22 protein-coding genes and 4 pseudogenes are annotated in these 20723 nt (G+C 48.6%); 23 read left to right on the top strand and 3 right to left on the bottom strand.

Features of this window, described 5'->3' with window-relative positions; translation table 11 throughout:
* The first annotated feature begins 17 nt into the window (after positions 1 to 17).
* The 4 genes and pseudogenes from B5F54_RS12175 to B5F54_RS12160 all read left to right on the top strand — a co-directional run bounded on the left by B5F54_RS12175 (position 18) and on the right by B5F54_RS12160 (position 1830).
* Positions 18 to 383 carry a hypothetical protein gene (locus tag B5F54_RS12175; protein ID WP_050616860.1) on the top strand — a complete coding sequence of 122 codons (366 nt, stop codon included), beginning with the start codon at positions 18 to 20 and terminating at the stop codon, positions 381 to 383.
* Between the two features lie 85 nt (positions 384 to 468).
* A pseudogene (locus tag B5F54_RS12170) lies at positions 469 to 1059 on the top strand (VirD4-like conjugal transfer protein, CD1115 family); the annotation flags it as partial.
* Between the two features lie 97 nt (positions 1060 to 1156).
* Positions 1157 to 1534, top strand: coding sequence for a TnpV protein (locus B5F54_RS12165; RefSeq protein WP_087234550.1), 378 nt, complete (start codon positions 1157 to 1159; stop codon positions 1532 to 1534).
* 14 nt (positions 1535 to 1548) lie between these two features.
* A complete protein-coding gene (locus tag B5F54_RS12160) occupies positions 1549 to 1830 on the top strand; it encodes a DUF6809 family protein (RefSeq protein ID WP_087234549.1) in 282 nt (93 codons plus the stop codon).
* A gap of 62 nt (positions 1831 to 1892) precedes the next feature.
* On the opposite strand, the gene B5F54_RS12155 is transcribed toward B5F54_RS12160, so the two are convergent.
* On the bottom strand, positions 1893 to 2741 hold the full coding sequence (locus B5F54_RS12155) for a helix-turn-helix domain-containing protein (RefSeq protein ID WP_087234548.1): 849 nt from the start codon (positions 2739 to 2741) through the stop codon (positions 1893 to 1895).
* 364 nt (positions 2742 to 3105) lie between these two features.
* On the opposite strand from B5F54_RS12155, the gene B5F54_RS12145 reads away from it, so the two are divergent.
* The 6 genes from B5F54_RS12145 to B5F54_RS12125 all read left to right on the top strand — a co-directional run bounded on the left by B5F54_RS12145 (position 3106) and on the right by B5F54_RS12125 (position 8935).
* Positions 3106 to 3399: a hypothetical protein gene (locus B5F54_RS12145; protein ID WP_087234547.1), complete on the top strand. Its 294-nt coding sequence runs from the start codon at positions 3106 to 3108 to the stop codon at positions 3397 to 3399.
* Complete coding sequence (locus tag B5F54_RS12140; protein WP_087234546.1) at positions 3383 to 3688, top strand: molecular chaperone; 306 nt, start codon at positions 3383 to 3385, stop codon at positions 3686 to 3688. The genes B5F54_RS12145 and B5F54_RS12140 overlap by 17 nt, the downstream gene beginning before the upstream one ends.
* Positions 3689 to 4113: 425 nt before the next feature.
* Entirely contained in the window at positions 4114 to 5343 is a 1230-nt protein-coding gene (locus tag B5F54_RS12135) for a serine/arginine repetitive matrix protein 2 (protein WP_087234545.1), read from the top strand.
* Positions 5344 to 5455: 112 nt separating this feature from the next.
* Complete coding sequence (locus B5F54_RS12130; protein WP_087234598.1) at positions 5456 to 6784, top strand: virulence-associated E family protein; 1329 nt, start codon at positions 5456 to 5458, stop codon at positions 6782 to 6784.
* A gap of 267 nt (positions 6785 to 7051) precedes the next feature.
* The gene (locus tag B5F54_RS17695; RefSeq protein ID WP_172749727.1) at positions 7052 to 7216 is read left to right on the top strand and encodes a hypothetical protein; all 165 of its coding nucleotides are present in this window, start codon (positions 7052 to 7054) and stop codon (positions 7214 to 7216) included.
* Positions 7217 to 7291: 75 nt separating this feature from the next.
* Positions 7292 to 8935, top strand: coding sequence for a recombinase family protein (locus B5F54_RS12125; RefSeq protein ID WP_087234544.1), 1644 nt, complete (start codon positions 7292 to 7294; stop codon positions 8933 to 8935).
* Positions 8936 to 9285: 350 nt separating this feature from the next.
* On the opposite strand, the gene B5F54_RS18430 is transcribed toward B5F54_RS12125, so the two are convergent.
* A complete protein-coding gene (locus B5F54_RS18430) occupies positions 9286 to 10125 on the bottom strand; it encodes an IS6 family transposase (protein WP_442856125.1) in 840 nt (279 codons plus the stop codon).
* A gap of 36 nt (positions 10126 to 10161) precedes the next feature.
* Here B5F54_RS18430 and B5F54_RS18425 point away from each other — a divergent pair, with 36 nt between their 5' ends.
* The 5 genes and pseudogenes from B5F54_RS18425 to B5F54_RS12100 all read left to right on the top strand — a co-directional run.
* Positions 10162 to 10674, top strand: coding sequence for a hypothetical protein (locus B5F54_RS18425; protein WP_442856124.1), 513 nt, complete (start codon positions 10162 to 10164; stop codon positions 10672 to 10674).
* Positions 10675 to 10911: 237 nt separating this feature from the next.
* Complete coding sequence (locus B5F54_RS12115) at positions 10912 to 11244, top strand: hypothetical protein (RefSeq protein WP_087234542.1); 333 nt, start codon at positions 10912 to 10914, stop codon at positions 11242 to 11244.
* A complete protein-coding gene (locus tag B5F54_RS12110; RefSeq protein ID WP_087234541.1) occupies positions 11237 to 12112 on the top strand; it encodes an AAA family ATPase in 876 nt (291 codons plus the stop codon). The genes B5F54_RS12115 and B5F54_RS12110 overlap by 8 nt, the downstream gene beginning before the upstream one ends.
* On the top strand, positions 12100 to 12663 hold the full coding sequence (locus tag B5F54_RS12105; protein WP_087234539.1) for a hypothetical protein: 564 nt from the start codon (positions 12100 to 12102) through the stop codon (positions 12661 to 12663). The genes B5F54_RS12110 and B5F54_RS12105 overlap by 13 nt, the downstream gene beginning before the upstream one ends.
* 262 nt (positions 12664 to 12925) lie before the next feature.
* Positions 12926 to 13171: pseudogene (locus B5F54_RS12100) on the top strand (VirD4-like conjugal transfer protein, CD1115 family); the annotation flags it as partial.
* Between the two features lie 146 nt (positions 13172 to 13317).
* Here the strand turns inward: B5F54_RS12100 and B5F54_RS12095 are convergent.
* Positions 13318 to 14526: an IS110-like element ISEnfa110 family transposase gene (locus B5F54_RS12095; RefSeq protein ID WP_002382856.1), complete on the bottom strand. Its 1209-nt coding sequence runs from the start codon at positions 14524 to 14526 to the stop codon at positions 13318 to 13320.
* Between the two features lie 471 nt (positions 14527 to 14997).
* Between B5F54_RS12095 and B5F54_RS12090 the strand changes: the two are divergent.
* From B5F54_RS12090 to B5F54_RS17355, 8 genes and pseudogenes are all read left to right on the top strand, one after another.
* Positions 14998 to 15126, top strand: a pseudogene (locus tag B5F54_RS12090) (Maff2 family mobile element protein); the annotation flags it as partial.
* 652 nt (positions 15127 to 15778) lie between these two features.
* Positions 15779 to 17698, top strand: a complete 1920-nt coding sequence (gene tet(W), locus B5F54_RS12080) for a tetracycline resistance ribosomal protection protein Tet(W) (protein WP_002586627.1) — start codon at positions 15779 to 15781, stop codon at positions 17696 to 17698.
* A gap of 50 nt (positions 17699 to 17748) precedes the next feature.
* A complete protein-coding gene (locus B5F54_RS12075; RefSeq protein ID WP_002586626.1) occupies positions 17749 to 18516 on the top strand; it encodes a class I SAM-dependent methyltransferase in 768 nt (255 codons plus the stop codon).
* Positions 18517 to 18687: 171 nt separating this feature from the next.
* Positions 18688 to 19110, top strand: a complete 423-nt coding sequence (locus B5F54_RS12065) for a sigma-70 family RNA polymerase sigma factor (protein ID WP_087234538.1) — start codon at positions 18688 to 18690, stop codon at positions 19108 to 19110.
* Positions 19103 to 19300, top strand: coding sequence for a helix-turn-helix domain-containing protein (locus B5F54_RS12060; protein ID WP_087234536.1), 198 nt, complete (start codon positions 19103 to 19105; stop codon positions 19298 to 19300). Before B5F54_RS12065 ends, B5F54_RS12060 begins: the two co-directional genes overlap by 8 nt.
* Positions 19301 to 19426: 126 nt before the next feature.
* Positions 19427 to 19600, top strand: a complete 174-nt coding sequence (locus tag B5F54_RS17690; protein ID WP_172749726.1) for a hypothetical protein — start codon at positions 19427 to 19429, stop codon at positions 19598 to 19600.
* A gap of 643 nt (positions 19601 to 20243) precedes the next feature.
* Positions 20244 to 20642, top strand: coding sequence for a plasmid mobilization protein (locus B5F54_RS12055; protein WP_087234534.1), 399 nt, complete (start codon positions 20244 to 20246; stop codon positions 20640 to 20642).
* A pseudogene (locus B5F54_RS17355) lies at positions 20614 to 20723 on the top strand (relaxase/mobilization nuclease domain-containing protein); the annotation flags it as partial. The gene B5F54_RS12055 and the pseudogene B5F54_RS17355, both read left to right, overlap by 29 nt.

Here is a 20723-nt window from a genome sequence, read left to right as displayed (position 1 = left end):
CCAAGGAGGACATGAAAATGCTGTACACAGAAAAAGAGAAAAATGAGATTGAGCGCGTCCGCAAAGTGTTTGAGAAACATATCCAGCAGATGACCGCTTATGATTTGGTTTGGTCGGACAAGGTCGGCTATGTGTGGCTGGCAATATGTATCGACCCGGTTTATATCGACACCGGCAACTGGATAGAGTCTGCTGTCGGTCTTTGTTATGAGTGCTTGAACGATATAGCACTGGATGTTTTCGGAATGACCGGAAACGATCACGACTTCGAGGACGCTGATCCGCTGGAACTGGCCGAGATAAAGCGACGCTGGCAACCCTATATCGACCAACTGCCGGAATATGCGTACCTTTGCGACGAACTGTTAAGCAGGAGCAAATAACCCATCCGCAAAAGTGTCAGGAGCTAAAATCTGCTTCTGGCACTTTTTTGTGGCTTTTTTGTGAATTTGATTAAAAAGTCCTTGACAACTCGTTTCGGGCAAAACCGCAAAATCCATCCTGATTTCCTGCGGTGCGCGCCTTGCCGTGTTCGACATCGCGGAGCTGCGGGAGGTCACGGCCTACGACGAGCTGGAGCTGGATACCCTGGGAGACCGGAAAACCGCCTTGTTCTTGATTATGAGCGACACGGACGATAGCTTTAACTTCCTGATCTCCATGTGCTACACCCAGCTGTTCAATCTGCTCTGCGAAAAAGCGGACGATGTGTACGGCGGGCGGCTGCCGGTCCATGTGCGGTGCCTCATTGACGAGGCCGCCAATATTGGACAGATCCCTCGGCTGGAAAAGCTGGTTGCCACCATCCGAAGCCGTGAGATTTCCGCCTGCCTGGTGCTGCAAGCACAGTCCCAGCTCAAAGCTATCTACAAGGACAACGCCGATACCATCATCGGCAACATGGATACCTCCATCTTCCTGGGCGGCAAAGAGCCGACAACCCTCAAGGAGCTGGCCGCCGTGCTGGGCAAGGAGACCATCGACACCTACAACACCGGCGAGAGCCGGGGCCGCGAGACATCCCATTCTCTTAACTACCAAAAGCTCGGCAAAGATGTGCCATACTTGTTCGTGAAGAGTTCAGTTGCCTTGAATTTATCATGAACAGGGACACGATCAACTGGATTCTGAAAAAACTGAATACAGGAGGTCGAACATGGAGCATTTACCAAAGAAAGTCCATCACAACGGCATCAGCTATACGCTGGTGGGAGACTACTACATCCCCGATCTGAAGCTGCCGGAGGAAAGCCGCCCCATCGGGCGGTGGGGGCGGATGCACAAGGCGTTTCTGCAAGAACACCGTCCTGGCCAGTACAATGAACTGCTTCTGTCGGGAAAACTCTGGACATATCTTGCCGATCTGAATGAGCAGGCCGATGACCGGCTGGCGTGTATCATCTCGCAGATGCAGGTTGCGGAGGGTATCACCGAGGAACTAAAAGCCCGTGACCAGCTTGCCTGGGTTGGAGCCATGAACAGCATCCGCATCCGGGCAGAGGAAATCATCCGGGCAGAGATGATTTTCGCCTGAAGGAGGTGGGGTGCATGATTCTGGAAGAAATGTATAACGGCAGGTTTTATCCTTGTGAAACGGTGGTCGCTGATTCCCCGGAGTACAAACGGGCGGTCAAAGCCTGTTCAGACCTGATGGAGACATTATCGGAGCGTCTGAGCAAGGAGGACTATAAACTGGTCGAGGAACTGCGAGAGCAGGTGTCGATAGCCCAGTGCGAGGAAAACGAAAGCCACTTCAAATACGGTTTTTCAGCTGGGTTACTTGTCCAGCAGGAGGCCCACGAACAGGTGCAGCGGGGCGAGAATAAATAGTCCCTGTTGTATAGCCTGAAAACATGAAAGCCATTCACTTTTTACGGTGGATGGCTTTTTTGTTATCTGCGTTTCTTACGCTTGGGTGCATAGTACGGCTGCGGCTTGGCCTTTCCCCTCATGTTGTTGGGATTTTTGAGCATCTTGGACAGGCTCAGTATCCGCAAAAACGCCGAGAAGTCCTCCGAGGAAATCTTCTCGAAGGGTATCTGCATCCTGTTACAAAATTCGTGGATTACCATTTCTTCCTGACTGCCCTGTTCGAGTGCCTGCTCAAACTTTTCCTTCACGTCATCCAGCGTGAGCTGCGGGTCGGCGGTGGTCTTGTCCTTCAAGTGGGCTTCCCGTATATCCCGGACGATGCTGTCCAGGTCATCGTGCATGACGTGGCTGTAAAAGTCGCTTTCCTGCACCTGCCCCAGCTCCAGTGTCCGCACATAGAGGTCATCTTCTCCGGGCGCATATTTGCTGAGGACGGTCTGCCGGGTGGCCTCCATCACCAGATTCATCTGCTCCACCCGCATATTGGCGATCCGGTCGATACAAATTTCCATATCCACCATCAGCCGCCGGAAGTTCGGATGCGTGGCAAGTTCGCAGAGAAGCCGGTTGTTGATCTTGCCGCTCCGCAGAAGCTCAATCATCTCATCGTTCAAATGAAGAGACTGCACATCGGCGTTGGGAACCTCCTTGTTATCGGTCAGCCCCATCAAATAGTCGGCGGACACGCCGTAAAAATCCGCCAGTGTCGCAACCGCAAACGGGCTGATGTCCTTATAATCATCGCTTTCATATTTTCCCAGCGCCGATCTGGACAGGCCGGTCTGCTCCGCCAGCTGTTCCAACGTCAGGTGCTTGTCCACCACCCGCAGGTCTTTGAGCCGCTCCGGGATTGACAGCTTTGTGTACATCCAATGCCCCCTCTCTCGTTATCGTTTTTTCAGTGATTACACCCATTATAGCACGATTCCATAAGCGTGGAAATATGCGGTTTTCAAGCGTTTTTCCAACGTCTTGGATATACGGGAGCAGCCCCCTTTTTTCGATAGAATGGTTCTTGCAGACAGGCACTGGACCTTGAAAATCGAATGACCGGCTGCAAGGGGTATGACCTCCGGGGAAGTGACGCCATGACAGAAATCGAGCGCACCAAAGAGGCCGATACGCCGGGAGAAATTCCGGACAGGAACGGCTTGCAGGCAGACCGGCGGACAAAAAACAAGTTTATCATGCGGGGCGCATGGCTCCGCAGCAAAGAAATGGAGGAATATCATTATGAAACTGAGCATGAAAGAAAAGAAGATTCTCTACGCTTTCGCCTGTCCCAGCCACCACAACACGGTGACACGGCTGAAATGGCTGACGGCCCTGACCGTTGACCCGGAGGCGAAACGCCGGATGTTGGGGCTGGCCCGAAAGATGGAGACGGAGGTGGGCGAAAGCTGGTACGAGGCTTTTTACCACCATCTGCGCATGGAGATGGACGAGTACCGCCGTCTCAAGCGCAGCCTGCGTGTGCTGAAATCTTACACCGTTTATGAGGAGGATTTGTATGACGAAGCTGTCTAAGTATGAAAAAGAAACCATCATCAACTGGAACGAGGCCGAGAACCTTGCCAGCATCTACACCTTCAACGCCAGCTTGAAGCGCAGGCTGGCCGATTTCAGCCGGAAGTATCCGCTGCTGTGCCGGTTGGAGCGCAGCACGCCGGAGGGCAGCGTGACCTATGTGCTGGACAAGTCCCGGCTGTCGATTCGGTTCATCCCACCGTACAGCGAGGAACGGAAAGCCGCCGCCAGCGCCTACGCCAGAGAGCATGGCTTTCAGGTGGTGACAACGGAAGAAAAAATCGCCTGAAATTGGGGCGATTACGGCAAAAATGCCGGGTCTGCACCCGGCGTTTTGACCGGCAATCCCCGCAGGCGTATTCCGTATCCACTTCCCGCCGATGGGCGTAACTGTGTGGATGCGGAGCCGGTGAAACTGGCGGAAACCGCTTCTGCGGTGGAAGCCAGCTTCGCCGGAGCGGGAGTACAGAGGGCTGCAAGCCCTTTGTGCCTGGGTGCAGGGGCGGCAGCGCACTGCTGGGGTCAAGGGGCAACGCCCATTGGCGGGTTGAGGGCAGCCGCCCCATCGGGTCAAGGGCGAAACGCCTTGCCCAGGGAAAGTTGATGCCTGCGTCAACTTGTACTGGGTATTACCTGACGCAGAAATCCGCAGGTTTGGCGGCTTCGCCGCTGCTCCCCTTCTGGAAAAATCAACGGAGAATGGAGGGATGAAAATTGAAACTGACACGGCACAACGGACGCTCCGGTAAGCATGGCACCTATAATCCCCGGCACAATGACCGCCGGTTTGATATGGAGAACAGCGAACACATTGATGCCCAGCGAGCCAAGAAAAATGTGTACTGGGACTGCTACCGTGGATTCACTACCCCCGAACTTCGGGAGAACCCAGAACAGCCGGATTTCAGCTTTGAAGAAATCGAGCGGATGTACTACTACGAGCATTACTCTGACCATGTGGATGCCCAGAACGCCCGGAACGAGAAAACCCGGCACACTGAGCGCAACCGCACGGTGGAAGATCTTTTGAAAAACAACAAGACCTGCCCGGAGGAAAGTATTTACCAGATTGGCACCATGGAAGAATCCGTTCCACCGGGTACTCTGGCACTCATTGTCAGCGAATTTTACGAGGAGTTTGAACGGCGCTTTGGTTCCCATATCCACATTCTGGACTGGGCGCTGCATCTGGATGAGGGCACGCCCCACATCCATGAACGCCATGTGTTTGACTGTAAAAACCGGTATGGGGAGCTGTGCCCCCAACAGGAAAAGGCGCTGGAAGAACTGGGGTTTGAATTGCCTGATCCGAGTAAACCCAAGGGCAAACATAACAACCGCAAGCAAACCTTTGATGCAGTATGCCGCACGCTGCTCTTTGACATCAGCCGCAAACATGGGGTGCATTTGGAGCAGGAGCCGTCCTATGGCGGGCGGGCGTATCTGGAAAAGCAGGACTACATTCTGATGAAGCAAAAGGAGCAGCTGGCGGCTCAGGAACAAAAACTGGAGGAACTGACCCTGAAAATCGAGGATGTAGAAACACTGGTGGAGGAAGTTTCGGATATTGCCTATGACAAGGCGGTAGAGGTTGTCACCGATACTGTCCGGCAGGAAACCCATAAAGAGGATCTCCGGCTGGTGGAGGAAACAAAAAAGTGGGTACTCTCGCCGGAACGGAAAGCGCCGCAAAAAGAGCGTGAGTATGCCGCTGCCCGGCTGGATGGAGTAATTTCCAAAATCAAAAATACTATGCAGTCTGCGCTGACAAAAATCCAGAAGAAGCTGATGCAGCCGGAGGTCAAGCAGGCTGGCAAACAGCAGATTCAGGAAAAGGCCAAAGAATCCATTTTGGATTTTCTGCACAGGGCCAAACAGGATAGCACCCAGCGGGAGGAAAAGCGGAAAAAGCAACGGCAGCGAAAACAGGATATGGATCGGTAAGGCATCTGATTTTGCATACAAATCAGGTGCCTTTTCCTTGAGGAGGTGAGAAACATTGAACAGCGAAACTCAGAGTTTAGTGCCTGTCACTTGGCAGGCCGAAAGTGAGGAATTGACCGTTGCTGAAGTGCGGGAAAGCCTTTCCACGACGGAAAAAGGACAACCGGCCAATACCATTGGAAATTGCCGCACGGTGTTTTGCCAAGATCCGCTTTTACGGAGAGCAATCCGGCTGAATCTGCTGACCGACCGTGTGGACATTGTGCGGGATCTGGGCTGGCGCAGAAGCACCAGTGCCTTGACCGATACCGATGTCAAATATCTGCTCCTTTACTTTGAGCAGAACTATTGCCTGACCAGTGAAAAGAAGCTGATGGCGGCGCTCTCTATCGTGGCAAACGAAAATTGCTATCACCCCATTCAGGATGTGTTGAATGGCTTGGTTTGGGACGGCATACCCCGGATACGCTCCTGCCTGCATCACTTTCTGGGGGCGGATGAGGGCAACTATGTGGAAGAAATGCTCAAACACTTTCTGTTGGGAGCCATCCGCCGGGTGTTCCATCCTGGTTCCAAGTATGAGGAACTGCTCTGTCTGGTGGGCGGCCAGGGAGCCGGAAAGTCTACCTTCTTTCGCTTCCTGGCTATACATGATGAGTGGTTCTCTGATGACCTGAAAAAGCTGGATGATGACAAGGTGTTTGCCAAGTTGCAAGGCCACTGGATCATCGAGATGTCTGAGATGCTGGCCACCAGCAACGCCAAGAGCATTGAGGAGATCCGCTCCTTTATCAGTCGCCAAAAGGAAACCTACCGCACCCCCTATGAGACCCAGCCCAAAGACCGTCTGCGGCAGTGTGTGTTCGGTGGTTCCTCCAACACGCTGGATTTCCTACCCCTTGACCGGGCCGGAAACCGCCGGTTCCTGCCAGTGATGATTGACCCGGAGAAAGCGGAGGTTCACATTTTGGAGGACGAAGCCGCTTCCAGGGAATATCTGTTGCAGGTATGGGCGGAGGCTATGACCATTTACCGCAGTGGAGAGTATTCCATGAAGTTTTCAAAGGAGATTCAGAAGCAGCTGGTGGAGGTTCAGAAGGACTTCATGCCGGAGGATACCGAGGCCGGGCAAATCCAGGGCTTTCTGGAACACTACACCGGCAATGTGGTCTGCTCCAAGCAGCTATTCAAGGAAGCGTTGGGACACGCCATTGATGAGCCGAAGCGTTGGCAGCTGCACAACATCAACGAGATCATGAACACAGTGGTGACGGGCTGGAAGCCCTTCTCCAATCCCCGAATGTTTGCGGGCTATGGTCGGCAGCGGGGCTGGGAACGGGAGATTTCCGACAACGAACCGCCCGACAACGAAGGTGGATTTGTAGAGCTGAGCGAGGAAGAAGTCCGTCAACTGGAGCTGCCAAAGGAGTGGATTGCCTGATTTACGGGGTTTGTTGCCCAGTAGGTTGTCGGCTGGTTGCTGACTTTGTTGCCGCAAAAGTGGGGGTGTAGATACGATAAATACCCGTAAAGCAAGACTTTTGGGCGGGTATTTGTTCTCTGACAACGAAAGCAACGAGATTTCACAAGAAAATTTGAAAAGTAAGAAACGATGGTCAGACGATAGGTTGCAGGTTTTTCGAGGTCTGTTGCCGGACTTCGTTGCAGGCTCCCTTTGCCTGGCCTTTCTGATCTATGGAGGTAGCCTATGGAGAAAACCCAAAAGCAAGAAAACAAGCTGAGCAAAAAAGTGAAGTTTATCGTGATACGGGAGTTTTCAGGTGATAAAACCATGCAGGAAGCCTTTGAACAGCTCATTGAACGGCAAACTTGCGAACACTTTGAAGAATGGCTGGAACGCAAGGCAAGCTGAGGGAATTGGTTGAAGGAAAAACAGGGGCATGGTATAATATGTATATCGTGTCCCTGTTCATAGAAGGAGATTGCTATGAGCAGGAAAAAACAAGTCAATCAGAAAATCACAGCCCTCTATTGCCGTATTTCTCTGGACGATGGCGGCGATAACGAGAGTATGAGTATCAGCAATCAGAAACTTATGCTCAAGGAATTTGCCGAGAAAAATGGGATGTTCCAGTATGAGTATTATGTGGACGATGGTTACACCGGCCGCAATTTCAATCGTCCAGCTTTTCAGCGTATGATTGCCGATATTGAGACCGGTAAAATCGGTTGTGTCATTACCAAAGACCTGTCCAGACTGGGAAGAAATTATATCGAAGCTGGAAGCTATATTGAAATCTTCTTCCCCAAACACAATGTCCGTTATATCGCCATTACCGATGGTGTGGACAGTTTGACCCGTCAGGAAATGGACATCACGCCGTTCAAGAATATCCTGAATGATATGTATAGCCGGGATATTTCCAAGAAAGTGCTGGCGGGGCGTATGACCCGTTCCCGGCAGGGAAAGTTCTGTGGCGGACAGCCTCCCCTGGGGCTGATGCGTGACCCGGAGGATCGGGGGCATTTGATCCTCGACCCGGAAACTGCTCCAGTGATTCGCAAAATCTATGACCTGGCACTGGATGGCTGGGGCTGTATGCGGATTGCCAAGCAGCTGATGGAGGACAAGGTTCCCATCACCAGAGTAAAAGGAAATACCGCTTGCGATGTCAACTACTATGCGTGGGGCGGCGCAAGAATCAGCCATATCCTGCGTAACCCTTTTTATAAGGGCGCTCATCTGGTTTGCAGGACGCACCAGAAAGGGATTCGCTCCAACACCTATGACATCATTCCCCGTGAGGACTGGGAAATCATTGAGGGCTGCCATGAAGCGATTGTGACACCGGAGGAATGGGAACAGGTGCAGGCAATCGTAGATCGCAGGCCACCTATTATGAAAGGCAATGCCTGCCCCTTCTACAACTTGTTCCACGGTATTATCTACTGTGCCACCTGTGGGAAATCCATGCAGGTGCGGTATGAAAAGGTCGGCAGAACTGGCAAAAACCGCTTTACCGGCGAGATGCGGGAACCAATTGACAAGGCGTATTATATCTGCCAGACCTACAACCGGCTGGGCAAAAACGCCTGCACCAGCCATAAAATCGAAGCCAGGGATTTGTATAATCTCGTTCTGAAGGATATTCAGGAACTGGCAGCGATGGCGCTCAAAGATGCAGATGCCTTTTATCAACGGTTGAGCAGCCGGATGGAGCGCCGATATATGGTGGATGCTTCCGAGATGCAGAAAGAGCGTGAGCGCCTGGAAGCCAGAAACCGGCAAATTGACGATATGTTTCTGAGCCTTTATACCGATAAGGCCAAAGGCGTGATCTCTGAGCAGCGGTTTGTGAAGTTGACCGCCGCCATGGAGCAGGAACAGGAAGAAAATCAGCGCCGTTTGCAGGAGCTGTTGCGAATGCGTCAGCAGACTGATGCTCAGGAAAGTGAAGTCCGCACCTTTATCCGGGAGATTCGACAGTATGCCACCATTCAGGAGTTGGACGAAACCATTTTGAACCGTCTTATTAGCCGGATTTTAGTGGGTGAAGTCAAGAAAGTTGATGGGCAAAAAACGCAGGAAGTCAGGATTGTTTATAATTTTGTGGGGGAAATATCAATATAGAATTTACCTTCCTTAAAATATCGGTTTATACCAAAGAGTGATTCAGCAGTTCTCTCTTCATATATCAGGCAAAGGTAGTGTCAAATGAGTTATGAAAAAATGAAGTCTAAGAAATAGGCTCAGATTGAACCTTGAAAATTGCAGATATGATGTTTGATGGCAGCTTACGCCACCCTTGACAGCACACAAAAGCAATGCTCTGAGTGCCTTATCGACGGCGAAGAACTCAGGAACAGGCTGGTTTCTCCGTCTGGATCACAGCATTGTAGCATTGTTTTTGCGTGCCATCAAGGGTAAATCCCTCCGGGATGGCTGAGTTGTTATCTCCGGCTCTGAATCTAGGAACAGACTTATTCTTCTGCTTGAGACTTCTGCATCTGCAGGATGGTCTGTTGCCCGAGAAAGATAAGCAGCTGCCACTTGCCCGGCATGTTGTCGGCATTTTCCAGATGCTCTGCTTTATTGAGAACACGATAGTGGTTGTGCTGATGCGGTCTGAGAAAGTTATAATAAGCGACCCAGAGGGCGACATTGTAGCTGGCACCCTCATAGTTGTCATAGCCGCATGTTATGCGGTAGGAGGCTTTGAACGTACGGTTGAGCCGCTCGATCATCTGTTTGAAAGGGCGGAACTCTTTGGAGACTTCGTCCTCGTTCGTGAGCCCGATGACCTGAGTGATATCAAAGCGGAAGTTCTCACCGAATTGGTGGAAGAACTGCTGTGCCGCAAGCGGATAGGCGCTGTAGCCATCGGCGATAAAGCGGAAGTTTTCCGGAAGCTGCTTCAACTTACGGAAAGCCATGCGCATAGCAAGGATGCAGGGACCTACCCCGCGGTTGTCAGAGACCTGATAGCCAAGAATGGAGCGGGATACCGCATCCATGATGAACCAGATGTATCCTTTGATCCCGCGGACTTTGATATAGGTTTCATCGGCGATAAAGGTGGTTCCGGTCTTATACTCATAGTTGTCAACGAAAGGCTTGATGACGAGGGCGGCAGTCCGGGCATAATTGGCGACCTGCTGGTGGGAGATCCGGATGTTGTAAAGATCTTTGAGAGCCTGAGAAGTCTTGCGCAGGGAGAGACCAAGATTTACATGGAGAGTCAGACAGAGCCCCATGACATGGGCGTCATGCCGGCTGAACTTCAGGGAAGAGGCGTTTTTCGGAAGGGAGTTTAAATCCATGCGGAAGAAATCCACGGTGAATTCACGGTAGATGTAATGGAGCTTGTATTTATTCTTTCCGTAAGCCTCATTGAGATGTTCAGGATTCACTTTTTTAAGATTGTGGAGATAGTAAGGGCATTTCGGGTTCACACACTTATGCAGGACAAAAAACTTGCGGTCCTTTTTGGGAACGAGGGTATTCCCGCAGTGAGGGCAGCGCAGCTTTATCGTAGAGAAGCGGTTATCCTGTTGGGAGAACTTTGCGTCACAGACCTTACAGGAGAGCTGACCTTTGGAACCGTTATTCTTGTAAAGATATGGCTTCGGAGCCTGACAACGGGGACAGGAACAGTCATCGGGGATGTCACATCTGGACCGCCGTTTGATGGGACGGATCTTCTTGCCGTAACGTTTTTCAAAGTGAGGGATGAGTTCTTTGTAAGTCCAGTCCTGACGGAAATCTGTGATCAGAGGGAGTTCATCAATCCTGTATTTCTGGTATTTCGGGGAATGGGAGTCATCAAACGCCCACTGCCTGAGTGGAATGTATCTGCAGATAAAATTTAATAACCAGCAATTCATCTGATAAAGGTATTGAATGATGGTGAGAAGATAAAGTATAATGTCCATGAGCATTGGCTCCTTTCGTATAAGGTTGTTTTGGTCGATGACATTATACACGAAAAGGGAGGTCAATGCTCTTTTAATTTGCAAACCTCCGAAAAATCAAGGTAAAACGTAACTTTTACAATAAAAAATGAAGGTAGTTTTGACACTACCCAGGCAAATACGGGGGGTTAAATTATGGAAGCTGTATTGAAAACAATATCAGAGAATCCGCAGTATGCAGCAATCATTGCAGCAATTATTACTGCAATGGGAACAATAATTGCCGCGCTCATTGCAAAAATGAGGCGTGATGATAAAAAAGATACGCCAAAACAACAAGAAACGGTCATCATCCCACCTGAAATCGATCCGCTTAGCCGTTTGAAGAGCAATCTAGGTGGAATAAAAGATATCGAAAGCCTTGATCCTTTATCTGATGAATATTATAAAACTTTAGCTACACGACTTGCCATACAAAAGAATGACAAGACAGTCATAAAAATATCAAGGAGAACTAAACATGACTAATGAGTGTGCCGCAGAAAATTTGGTGTATAGTAAAGCATATGATAATATGTTTATTCCCGAACGATTTATGCGAAGAGTTACTGACCATATAATTCTGAACTATTTAGAGGACAATCATTTCTTTCAACCACCGCTATATCTAGTTATTGAAGGCTCTCCTGGTCAGGGGAAGACAATGCAGACAATTGCGGCATGCAATAAAAAAGGAATTGCTGTAAAGTATATTTCTGCATCCCAATTATCAGGCAAAAAAGAGGGTGAATCAAGAGAAGCTTTACAAAAAGTGTATAACGAAGCTTTGGAATTGTTGTATAGTGGCATATATCCGTGCATACTAATCGATGACTTTCATATGGGAAATGCCACAACAGACGAAAAAGTGAATAAAACAATTAACTCCAACTTACTAATTGGTTATATGATGAATTTGGCAGAAGCAATTCCTAAGCAAAGAATTCCAATTATTTTAACAGGCAATGATTTTTCTAAAGTATACCCTGCTTTAATTAGAGATGGGAGAGCCGATATTTTCTTTTGGGAACCAACAAGCGATGAAAAGTATGAAACTGTAAAATCATTATATGGTTCCATACTGTTAGATAGAGATACTGGAAATTTTAAAAAATTTTTTCTAAAATATCAAGATTGTAATGTCGCATTTTTTGCCCAGTTAATTAATGATCTTCGTAGGAAACAGCTTAGTGATCAGATTGCGCAAATTGATTCTGTATCTACAACTAGTATAAAATACTTAAGTCAATCTATAAGAATGCATTTGGATAAAATCACATTATCACAACTAGATGAATTAGCAACACAACGTAAAAAAGATAGAGAAAGGAAATTGGAGAAAAAATGGCGGATGTAGAATTGGAAAGCATAGATGTTGAAGTATATAGTCGATTACAAGTCTTAGCATTAACGATATCAGAATTTGCCACCGCCTTTGGTGCAGATGATGCTTGTATCCAATCTATCGAAAAAGGAGTATATGAACGTAATATTATAGAAAAAATATTTTTATATTATTACGATAGAAATAATGTTCTGGTTGGACAAATCACCTTTAGTATCGATTGGGAGATTTACCAAATAAAAATGTCAGATGAAAAAGGTAACAAGTTTGCAATCAACTCAAGTAAATCTATTCTAGAACAACTTGATAAGGCAACAGGTGAAATTATTCGACATGTGAACAGAGTCCGTAGGGCACTTGGTGTAGCAAGAATTGAGAGTAGTTATCAATATCGAAGTGAATACAATGCTAATGAACGAAAGCATCAAGAAGCCCAAAAATACTTGGGGCATGTTACTGGTAAGTATCGTGGAGAAATTAAAGAAAATCCCATATTTGAACACACGATAACATGTATCCTGGATTCACTTGAAGAACTGGAAATTAAAATTAGCAACAGATAATTTGCTTTTAATATGATGTAAAAATTCTGTTTTTATACGAACTCTATCATTTTACATTTTGTGTCGCTAATAACTTGTATAGGAATTAAAGAATCCCATTCAAATTTTCTCAATTCCATTTCATGTTTCTGTAGTCCTTTTGAAGAAAAGACTATGAAAGCGAAATTTAAAAACTCTTATTTTCTGTGTATATTATACCAACCCTCCTCTTAATTGGGGAGGGTTACTTTTTGTCCATTTTAAATTCATCACTTGACATTGTGGCAAAGAGCTTATGAGCCAGGATGAACTGGCCGTCATGGACGGCGGCAAGTGTATCCTCCAGCTGCGCGGTGTGCGGCCTTTCCTCTCGGACAAGTACGACATCACCAAGCACCCCAATTACCCGTACACCGCCGACGCGGACCCCAAGAACGCCTTTGACATCGAGGCGTTCCTGTCCACCCGGCTCAAGCTCAAGCCCAACGAGGTCTACGATGTGTATGAAGTAGACGCAGAGGGCGTGTAAATCTGTTCCGCTGTGAAAGACCTGCTAATAAAAGTCAAGTAGAAATTTCAGATTTTTAGGGAGGCGAAAAAATGCAATACAAAATCAAGCCGCTGAGCATCTCAAAATTAAAACGGCGGCCAGCCAGATGGTATAGAGTGTAAAAATCAGTCGTGCTCCAGGGATTCCAAGTAGGCTTTCACAGAAGCGTAGTAGATGCGCAGGAACTTGTTGGCAGAGGCCATCATGTAGACACGATATGGCTTGCCTTCAGAGCGTTTCTTGTCCATGAACTGGTACACCGGCTCGTCTATTGGAGCACATTGCAGGATGACGCTCATCACCAGAAAGAGCGTCCTGCGCAGTGAGGCAGATCCTCGCTTGGAAATGCTACGGCTACGGACATCTATTTGACCGGATTGGTAGGGCGGGGCGTCAATACCCGCAAAGGCAACCAACGCTTTTTTGGAATGAAAACGGCGTACATCGCCAATTTCAGCCAGGAGTTGAGGGCCGAGGGTTGGGCCAACACCAAACATCCCCATCACTACAGGATACTCCGGCAGAGAAGCTGCCAGGGATTGCATCTCCTGTTTGAGAGCAGCTAACGCGGAAGAAGTTGTCTGGAGTTGAGAAATGGCCTGTTCTACCAAAAGTTTTGCCGTATCCGTTTTCGGTATGACACCGAAGTGTCTGCAAGCAGAGGCATAAATATCCAGCGCCTTATCCTCGCTGAAATTGTAGCCGTGCTTTCTGCACCACTTCTGGTATTGGGTAGTAAAGGCCTTCTCAGACCGGCCACAAACGCACTCGCAATGCCAAAAAGTAGCGACAAAGTCCACCCACTTCTCGCTGCCATCGGCGCGGGGCGGACTGGTAAACAAGCGATTTGCGTCTGGGAAGGTGGTGTCCAGCAGGGAGATCAGGTTATTCTTCAGCATGGTCTGAACTTTGGAATACTGTTGGTACTGCCGGTAGCAGATTTTCAGCATGAGTCGGGTATCCTCCTCCGGGATATATCTCGGCAATGTGAGCCAGTGGTCAAGACCGTAGTTGGCCAGCTTTACGGCATCCTTTTTGTCGGTTTTGGCCCGTCTTAAACTGTTGTTTCCGTAGTCATGCACCAGCATTGCATTGACTACCGAGACATAAAGGCCCGCGTCGTGGAGCAGCCAGGCCACCGGAGCATGGTAATTACCCGTGGATTCCATCACCACACGGGTCTCGCCGTCCAGGCTTTTGAGCAGTCCTGCCAGCTCGCTCAGTTCATTGGCGGTGTGACGTACTTCAAAGGGTGAAACCACTACCTCTCCGAAGGGCCGCATGACTGCAATCATGCTCTTACCCTTGGAAACATCGATGCCAACGCAGTTCATTCACATTCCTCCAATACAAAGAATCTGCAACCGGAATCCATCTTTTCTCGCTGCCGATTCAATCTATTGTGTGACACGAACTCTCCGACATCCGGTGGTTCAACCTGCTTAAATCGAACGCTGCAACGAGAGGATGGCTAACAGTCTTTCACACGGACATACAAGCCCAAGGAGTGATTGGTCAGCCAGTTGCTCCTCTCATTGTAGCTTAGGCACGAGATGGAGGGAAAGCCGGACTGGCTGTCCGGCTTTCCTGTCCAAATTTATTGTAATAGGAGTGATCTTATCTACCCGCCTCAACCGCCCCGGATGGGGCCATCGGCGTACAAAGCGGACAATCACCAAAAAATAATGAAAAAAGGAGGACAGCCGGAATCAGGCCCCGGAAACCGGGTGCCGATTGTTCCGGCTTTTGTATGCCTATGAATGACTAAATCAAACTTTTCAAATGATTCCGGCTAACTATAATTTATGGCATTTTTCAATCAGGCTATCACCGTTCTTCAGACCCTCGTTATCGCTCTGGGCGCTGGTCTCGGCATCTGGGGTGTCATCAACCTGCTGGAAGGTTACGGCAACGACAACCCCGGTGCGAATGCTCATGTACGGTAAGGAAGCAAGCAACCGAAAACAAGAGATAGACCGCCAGCACTACACTATTCCGAACCAAAGACCAAAAGATAAGCATTGTGGGAAAATCTAAACTTTTGGATTTTCCTACAATGCCAACTACGGCGGAATCCCTCCCACTCCTTATATCTTTCTGTATACATTGAATTTGTATTTAGTAAAATGCAGACAACACCACGGATCGGCTTTTGGTTGGACAATTCCAACCAAACACCACAGCAGACAGCAGAAAACATTCTGAACGCTAGGAAGCCGGTATGATTGTTACATATAAGGGGAAGAAAAATTTCTTTTAGGTACTTGCTTTCCTAAAACTGATGTGATACAATGATTTAATCCAGAAAAGGAGTAAAAAATATGCGGCAAGGTATTCTTAAATAAAACTATAATCAAATAGTGGGAACAAAGGATTATGATAGCTCCTTTTGTAGGGGCTTAGTTTTTTGTACCCAATTTAAGAATACTTTTGCCTTATCAATTTTGACATATCCCCAAAAACAGCAATCACAAACAGGTGTATGCTGTATATGTGTATGTCCGCAACTTATAATCCCCAGTGGTAAAAGTATTTTACTGCTGGGGATTTTTATGCCCTTTGGGGCTGTAAAGGGAGGACAATCACATGAAAATAATCAATATTGGAATTCTTGCCCATGTAGACGCTGGAAAGACGACCTTGACGGAGAGCCTGCTATATGCCAGCGGAGCCATTTCAGAACCGGGGAGCGTCGAAAAAGGGACAACGAGGACGGACACCATGTTTTTGGAGCGGCAGCGTGGGATTACCATTCAAGCGGCAGTCACTTCCTTCCAGTGGCACAGATGTAAAGTTAACATTGTGGATACGCCCGGCCACATGGATTTTTTGGCGGAGGTGTACCGCTCTTTGGCTGTTTTAGATGGGGCCATCTTGGTGATCTCCGCTAAAGATGGCGTGCAGGCCCAGACCCGTATTCTGTTCCATGCCCTGCGGAAAATGAACATTCCCACCGTTATCTTTATCAACAAGATCGACCAGGCTGGCGTTGATTTGCAGAGCGTGGTTCAGTCTGTTCGGGATAAGCTCTCCGCCGATATTATCATCAAGCAGACGGTGTCGCTGTCCCCGGAAATAGTCCTGGAGGAAAATACCGACATAGAAGCATGGGATGCGGTCATCGAAAATAACGATGAATTATTGGAAAAGTATATCGCAGGAGAACCAATCAGCCGGGAAAAACTTGCGCGGGAGGAACAGCAGCGGGTTCAAGACGCCTCCCTGTTCCCAGTCTATCATGGCAGCGCCAAAAATGGCCTTGGCATTCAACCGTTGATGGATGCGGTGACAGGGCTGTTCCAACCGATTGGGGAACAGGGGGGCGCCGCCCTATGCGGCAGCGTTTTCAAGGTTGAGTACACCGATTGCGGCCAGCGGCGTGTCTATCTACGGTTATACAGCGGAACGCTGCGCCTGCGGGATACGGTGGCCCTGGCCGGGAGAGAAAAGCTGAAAATCACAGAGATGCGTATTCCATCCAAAGGGGAAATTGTTCGGACAGACACCGCTTATCAGGGTGAAATTGTTATCCTTCCCAGCGACAGCGTGAGGTTAAACGATGTATTAGGGGACCAAACCCGGCTCCCTCGTAAAAGGTGGCGCGAGGACCCCCTCCCCATGCTGCGGACGACGATTGCGCCGAAAACGGCAGCGCAAAGAGAACGGCTGCTGGACGCTCTTACGCAACTTGCGGATACTGACCCGCTTTTGCGTTGCGAAGTGGATTCCATCACCCATGAGATCATTCTTTCTTTTTTGGGCCGGGTGCAGTTGGAGGTTGTTTCCGCTTTGCTGTCGGAAAAATACAAGCTTGAAACAGTGGTAAAGGAACCCTCCGTCATTTATATGGAGCGGCCGCTCAAAGCAGCCAGCCACACCATCCATATCGAGGTGCCGCCCAACCCGTTTTGGGCATCCATAGGACTGTCTGTTACACCACTCTCGCTTGGCTCCGGTGTACAATACGAGAGCCGGGTTTCGCTGGGATACTTGAACCAGAGTTTTCAAAACGCTGTCAGGGATGGTATCCGTTACGGGCTGGAGCAGGGCTTGTTCGGCTGGAACGTAACGGACTGTAAGATTTGCTTTGAATACGGGCTTTATTACAGTCCGGTCAGCACGCCGGCGGACTTCCGCTCATTGGCCCCGATTGTATTGGAACAGGCATTGAAGGAATCGGGGACGCAGCTGCTGGAACCTTATCTCTCCTTCATCCTCTATGCGCCCCAGGAATACCTTTCCAGGGCTTATCATGATGCACCGAAATACTGTGCCACCATCGAAACGGCCCAGGTAAAAAAGGATGAAGTTGTCTTTACTGGCGAGATTCCCGCCCGCTGTATACAGGCATACCGTACTGATCTGGCCTTTTACACCAACGGGCGGAGCGTATGCCTTACAGAGCTGAAAGGATATCAGGCCGCTGTCGGTCAGCCGGTCATCCAGCCCCGCCGTCCAAACAGCCGCCTGGACAAGGTGCGCCATATGTTTCAGAAGGTAATGTAAAGATACATAATCGTCAAGACGGCAACAATCAGAAGTTATGGAGGGTAACAATGGAATATAGTAAGGAAGATTTAATGGAAGCAAAAAAGCAAATTTGGGGAGTGGGAGAGAACATGGGAACAGAGGAAAGTAAAAAAATCTGGGAGGAGAACGCACAATTTTGGGATAATGCAATGGGTGACGAATCTAATGAATTTCACAGAGAGGTAGTGCGTCCCAAAGTAACGGAACTTCTATCTCCTAATCCTGCGGATTACATTTTGGATATTGCGTGTGGCAATGGAAATTATTCTTCGTATCTTGCACAAAGAGGCGCTTCGGTTGTCGCTTTTGATTACAGCAAAAAAATGATAGAATTGGCTAAAAGACGGCAATCACAATATGCAAAACAAATTGAATTTTGTGTGGCGGATGCGACCGATAGAAAAAGTATATTAGAATTAAAAAGAAATCGAGCCTTTACGAAAGCAGTTTCTAATATGGCAATTATGGATATTACGGATATTGAACCACTTCTTATGGCTGTTTATGAACTGTTGCAGGAAAGCGGAATTTTTGTCTTTGCAACGCAACACCCTTGTTTTGTCACGTTGACTGAAAAATATATGACACCGCACAGTTACTATGATATAGCGATTGAAGGGCAACCGAAAGAGCAGATTTATTATCATCGTTCCATACAAGATATTTTTAACCTTTGTTTTAGAGCTGGATTTGTCATTGATGGATTTTATGAAGAATGTTTTAAAACCAACAAAGAAATTCCTATGGTAATGATAGTAAGGCTTAAGAAGGTAAAACGTGATAGCTTAAAATAAATTCAAGTTTGTCGGGTAAATAGCAAACCCAGCCGAGCCAGTCAACGGTCAAGATGAACGGCGCATATGCGCAGCCGTTGACAGCCCCGCCCGCCTTTGCTGGTAGGCAATCAAGGGGCGACAGCAAGAAGTGCCACCGCCCCGCACTATTATTCAGAAAGGGGAATTTCCATGACCGACCAGATAGCCTATCAAGAATATATCCAGCGCAGGTACAACGCCTTTTGCAAGACTGTTATCCGCTGTGCCGCCTTGGACAAGATTTTGAAGCTTAAACGGCAATGGGAACGGCAAGTTTCCCTTGACTATCTGATGAACGAGAAGTTTGTCCAGTTTGCCGCGTCGGAGCCGGACGAGGAATACCCATTTACCGTCTGCGGTCAGACCGTCCTGCTCTGCAACGCCGCCCTTGCCGACGCGATCTCTGTTTTGCCGGAGCAGGCACAGGAAGAACTTTTCCGTTACTACTTCCTGCGCCAGCCGCAGCGCGTGATCGGCGTACATATCGGCCGGACACGCAGCACAGCGGGGCGGCATATCCAGCTTGCTTTGAAACGGCTGCGGCGGCTCATGGAGGGAAAAGACCATGAGTAAACTTCTCCCCTATGAAACAATCGTCAAGGCGCATGAGGGCGACCCGGACGCAATCGACACCGTTCTTTCCCACTACGCCGGATATATCCGATACTGTTCCAAAGTACACGGGAAAGTCAGCGCCGAGGTTGAGGAACATATAAAACAGAAGCTAATCGCCGCGCTGTTCAAATTTCGCTTTGACCGATAAGCAAAGAACGAACACCGACTGTCATTAGCGATTTTCACCAGCAAGTTTACAATTCATCTATTTTCAAGAGAAATCAACCGTAGTATAATAAGACCAATAAAATCGAGTTTTACGGAGGCACGCGTAATGTATAGAACTATATTGATTGAAGGAATTACGACTGAAAATGTGGAGCAAAAAATCAATGAAAAAGTAACAGAAATGGAAAAAGAGAGCTATCAGGTTAAGACTATGTCATTTTTAGGAACGGACAAAGCCGTGTTAGTTTTCAAGAAAGGATTAAAAGGTAGCCTGCTTTAATTGCTATGTCATCATTGGGCTAACCTTACTCGAATTTTCAAAACTGAATACCAGCCGTCACCGGCGGCCAACGAAAGCAGTAAGTCTGAAAAAGATTTGCTGCTTTTTTTGTTGTCCGTTTGGCATTTTTGAAATTTGTCCGTATTAAGAAGCAAAGAAAAAATTTCCAGAATTTCCGTCATTTTTGCCTTTGCTGGTGTTGTAGGGAGTGAAAGGAAAAATTTTCTGCCCCGCCGGTTGCCAAATTTCCTTTTTCCGCATTACAGAAGCAAAAGAAAGTTTGTAGCAATCCCCGTTCAGCGGGTAGCTGGCGGCCTTTCAAATGTATCTTTGGCGAAAGGGAAAAAGGCCGCGTACAGCGGGCTGAAAGCCCCACCCCGTTCGCTCTATGTACGGAAATCCCGGACAGGGGCAGTCTACGGCTTACTGAGAGCAAGTTTCTACCACGGTGCCAAAATCCGCAATTCTGCGGTTTTGTCCCTCGCGGGAAACTTGTTGGGGAGTGCCTTCCCCAAACCCTGCTATGGCGGCTTACGCCGCAAAAATATTCCCGACCGGCGAAAAGTTTTTTCTCACTTTCGCCCCGGAAATGGCTAACAGATAAGAGAATTTTTTGTGATAAGTGAAAGGAGGTTTACAGCCCATGCCGAAGCGATACAACACACCCCACCGCAGCCGCGTTGTGAAAACCCGGCTGTCCGAAGATGAATACGCCGACTTCACAGCGCGGCTTGCGCCCTATGGTATCAGCCAGTCCGAATTTCTCCGGCAGGCGATACGGCGCACCGCCATACGCCCCATTATCCATGTGTCGGCGGTCAATGATGAACTGCTCTCTGCTGTCGGGAAGCTGGCCGCCGAGTACGGCAGGATCGGCGGCAACCTCAACCAGATTGCCCGGTATCTGAATGAGTACGGCGCACCCTACAATGCGCTGTCCGGCGAAGTACGCGCCGCCATAGCCGACCTTGCCGCCCTCAAGTATGAAGTCTTACAGAAAGTAGGTGACGCGGTTGGCAACACTCAAGCATATCAACTCTAAAAACGCCGACTACGGAGCCGCCGAACAATACCTGCTTTTTGAGCATGACGAGTTTACCATGAAGCCCGTCCTTGATGAAAC

This window comes from Anaeromassilibacillus sp. An250 (assembly GCF_002159845.1).
In the GTDB taxonomy this organism is placed as follows: domain Bacteria; phylum Bacillota; class Clostridia; order Oscillospirales; family Acutalibacteraceae; genus Anaeromassilibacillus; species Anaeromassilibacillus stercoravium.
Note: the sequence above shows the minus strand (reverse complement) of the source record. Positions and strands in the feature narration are given on the sequence as shown.